The organism is Lactobacillus acetotolerans DSM 20749 = JCM 3825 (assembly GCF_001436775.1).
GTDB classification, from domain to species: Bacteria; Bacillota; Bacilli; order Lactobacillales; family Lactobacillaceae; genus Lactobacillus; species Lactobacillus acetotolerans.
Map to the genome: position 1 here is coordinate 1 of NZ_AYZC01000066.1, position 3,794 is coordinate 3,794.

A 3,794-nucleotide genomic window follows, 5' to 3' on the forward strand; every position below is an offset into this window, starting at 1 on the left:
AATCAAGCCCTAGTCAGCTAAAACAAATGTTTGTCCAATTTCTTGGGCTCACTACATACATTGAAATAGAAATGTTCCTTTTTATTTACTTATTATTTTTTCGCTACAAACTGTTCGTAACCTTTATCAAAAATTGTAATCGTGAACGTAGAACCCTTTTTAGGTTTTGACTTAACTTCAATCTTTCCTCCATGCTGCTTAATCAAAGAAGAAACAATTGCTAAGCCTAATCCTGATTCGTCAACTCCATGATGAGCGCGTGATGGATCAGCCTTGAAGAAACGTTCGAAAATATACTTAATCTGCTTACTGTTCATACCTATTCCGGTATCATGAACTGAAATTGTTGTGCCGTGTTCAATCCTCCTACCGGTCACGGTAATTGTGCCATCTTGCGTAAACTGAATCGCATTCTGAATTAAGTTAACCATGATTTGCGTGAAGCGATCACGATCTGCATAAATTGGCAAATCAGTTGGTGATTCAACCACTAATTTATCTTTAGACTTCTCAGCATTCTGTTTAAGTTGAATCTGAACATCGTTTAATACCTTATGAGCATTAAAATTCGTTTTGGTAAGCATAATTTGGTTACTTCGAATTTTTTCATAATCAAGATTTTCATTAACTAAACGAATTAAACGCTTAGTTTCTTGCCGCATTAAAGCAATTGATTTTGGCTTAGACTCTTCTGGAATCGCATCATACTGTAAACCTTCCAAAATGCCATTAATAGTCGTTAAAGGTGTCCTCATTTCATGTGCAGCGTCAGCCATAAATTGATCGCGCCGCTTTTCTTGAGCTTTTATTTCGCCATCAGCCTTTTTTAACGCTCGGACCATGCGGTTAAAATTCCCAGCTAGTTGATCAATTTCATCACTATCCTTATGCGGAAGCTGAACATCAAAGTTTCCAGCCGCAACCTTATTAGTTGCCCGCGAAAGACGTTTGATTTTATTTGTAGAATAATACGCCAAAATAAAACTTAGAATTAATCCAACAATTAAGGTAACAATCAATGCATTTAATAGATTATGCTTAGCCATATAAATTGGCCGTTCCACATTTTTAACACGGGAGCCAATCCAAATTATGCCAATTAACTTTTTATTATTTAACCAGGGCACCAGCACACCAGTATAAGCATCTTTACTGCGACCAACGTAAGAATCCTGCTTATTATTGTTCTTTATGCGAATTTCTTGTCCATGACTAAGAGTATTAAAAACATTCTTAGAAAGTTGCAAATTATCCCGTGTTTTAGGATAAATCTGGACATTTTGATTATTAAAAATTCTTAAGTGAACATTATCACCCTGTAAAACAAATTGCAGCTGGTTTAAAAAGTTGGAATTTAACCGTGCAGTACCACCACGTTCATTGCTCGCCGCCATTTCTCCTAATGACGAAGCATATTCTTCCATTCTCTTATAATTTTGTGAATAAGCCTGGTTACTTATATAATTAATTTCCGCATAACCAATAATGGAAACAGTGGTTACAATAATTAATAAAAAGCCAAGCATGTGCTGATAAATTAACTTCATTTCGTAACCTGCGAATCATCAAATTTATAACCAACACCCCAAACAGTCTGGATAACATCAGCACCAACTTTTTCTAATTTTTGTCGTAACTTTTTAATATGGGCATCTACAGTGCGTTCTTCCCCGTAATATTCATAGCCCCAAACCAGTTCAAGTAGCTGATTACGTGAGAAAACCTGCTTCGGCTTTTGCGCCATCGTAAATAGTAAATCAAACTCCTTAGGAGTTAAATTGGTTACTGCTCGCCCATCAAACAAAACTTCCCGCCTAGATTTAGATATCTTAAGGTGCGCTGTTTCTATGTCATAATCATTTTTGTCTTCATTAGAATCAGATGAACTCGAATCATCTTCCATCATCACCCGCCGATGTAAGGCTTTGATCCTAGCTATTAAAGCAAGCGGGCTAAAGGGCTTGGTCACGTAATCATCGGCCCCAACACCTAAACCTAGAACCTGATCTGATTCACTATCTCTCGCAGTTAGCATGATAATTGGTACAGTTGGAGAAATAGCCCGTACTTCTTTAGCAACCTGGATCCCGTCTTTTTTAGGTAAATTAAGATCTAAAGTAATCAAATCATATTTTGAAGGATTTTTCTTAAACATATCAACTGCCTGAATTCCATCAGCAGCAACATCCTCAGACCATCCTTCTTTTTTAAAAAACATCCCCATCATTTCGGCAACAGAGTTGTCATCTTCAACCATTAAAATTTTCAAACCCATTATTGATCCTTAAATCCTTTTGTTCTCTTATGTTTTACTTTATCGGGATCAACATAGTCTTTTGGCAATTCGTGACGTTTAATAAGAAATTTTTTAAGACTTTTTTCTGTCCAAATAATCGGAAATAAGATAAAGAAATAAAAAGTGAGTAACCAGAAAAGGAAATATCGATCCCAATTTAAAAAGCGAATAAGTAAACCTAATATTACTTGAATTCCACCAAATAACAAACAGTATAAACTCGCCCGTCTTTGAGCAAATTTAAAACTATCTTTATTAACCTGTGCTAAATACGATAGATAACCATACAGCCTGTTCGGCCTTTGAGCTGGTGAAATCAGCCAAATGATGCCAACAGCTATAATTAAACTACCACAAAAAATATAGATCATATTCTCTTTCACTTCCTTTTCTATATTTAACTAGCCTTAATCTTTATCTCCTGGAGCAGACATAACAATTTTCATTTTACCAGTGAATGTAAAATCCTTCAGCTCATTTGGAATAATAAAATTGCTACCGATTTTAAGCTCATAATCTTGACCATCAGCCTCAAATTTACCCGAACCAGAAATTACCGAAACCAAAAGATAAGGGTGCTTTTTAAGTCCTGTCTTCCAAGTTCCATCAAGGTCAATTTGCCACAAATAAAAGTGCGGTGAAATCGGTGGCTCCACCAAAGTCTTTATTTTTGCGTCCTGATCAGTATTATTCTTAATATTTAGCTTGGGATCAACGTGCGGCACAGTAGTTACGTCAATCGACTTTTGTGTGTGCAGTTCACGTTTTTTACCGGTCTTTTTATCTACCCGGTCATAATCATAAAGACGGTAAGTTACATCGCTAGATTGTTGCGTTTCAATAACTAAAATGCCTTTTGTCAAAGCATGAATCGTTCCTGCAGGTACATAGAAAAAGTCTCCAGCTTTTACTGGAACCTTACGCAATAACTTATCCCATTCACCCTTATGAATCATATCGGCTAATTCTTTTCGCGTTTTTGCGGTGTGGCCATAGATCAGATATGAACCAGGATCAGCCTGCATGACGTACCAACTCTCAGTCTTACCACTATCATGCTCAACTTTGCGAGCATATGCATCATCTGGGTGCACCTGAACAGAGAGGTTATCATTTGCATCTAAGAATTTAACCAGAAGTGGAAATTCTTTTTCTTTAGGATTACCAAACATTTCTGGATGTTCATGATAAACGGCACGTAAAGTTTTACCCTTAAGCGGACCAGCACTTACAGTTGAAGCATCATCCTTATAACCTGATATAATCCAGGCTTCACCGACTTTTCCTTGTGGAATATTATAGTGAAAAATAGTATTTAATTTACGTCCACCCCAAATTTTAGGTCTAAAATATGGTGTCAAAAAAATGGGTTCCATTTATATCACCTCAAATAAAGTTTAAACTTTTGCGTTGGAAAAATGAAACCTTTTTTAAATTTATTAATTTCCTGAATTATCAAATTAAGTGCAACACTGATTCAAATAGGTCATGAAGCCAA

General features: G+C 36.1%; 4 protein-coding genes. All 4 read right to left on the reverse strand.

The genetic code is table 11. The annotated features are described in order from the left end of the window. Window positions 1–92 precede the first annotated feature (92 nt). The 4 genes from FC77_RS07335 to manA are packed head-to-tail and all read right to left on the reverse strand — an operon-like array spanning window position 93 to window position 3,672. A complete protein-coding gene (locus FC77_RS07335; protein WP_056970988.1) occupies window positions 93–1,547 on the reverse strand; it encodes a sensor histidine kinase in 1,455 nt (484 codons plus the stop codon). Then, window positions 1,544–2,275, reverse strand: coding sequence for a response regulator transcription factor (locus tag FC77_RS07340; protein ID WP_056970989.1), 732 nt, complete (start codon window positions 2,273–2,275; stop codon window positions 1,544–1,546). Before FC77_RS07340 ends, FC77_RS07335 begins: the two co-directional genes overlap by 4 nt. Then, window positions 2,275–2,667 (reverse strand): SdpI family protein, encoded by a 393-nt coding sequence (locus tag FC77_RS07345; protein ID WP_056970990.1) that lies wholly within the window; start codon window positions 2,665–2,667, stop codon window positions 2,275–2,277. Before FC77_RS07345 ends, FC77_RS07340 begins: the two co-directional genes overlap by 1 nt. 36 nt (window positions 2,668–2,703) lie before the next feature. Beyond that, window positions 2,704–3,672: a mannose-6-phosphate isomerase, class I gene (gene manA / locus FC77_RS07350; RefSeq protein ID WP_056970991.1), complete on the reverse strand. Its 969-nt coding sequence runs from the start codon at window positions 3,670–3,672 to the stop codon at window positions 2,704–2,706. Window positions 3,673–3,794 lie beyond the last annotated feature (122 nt).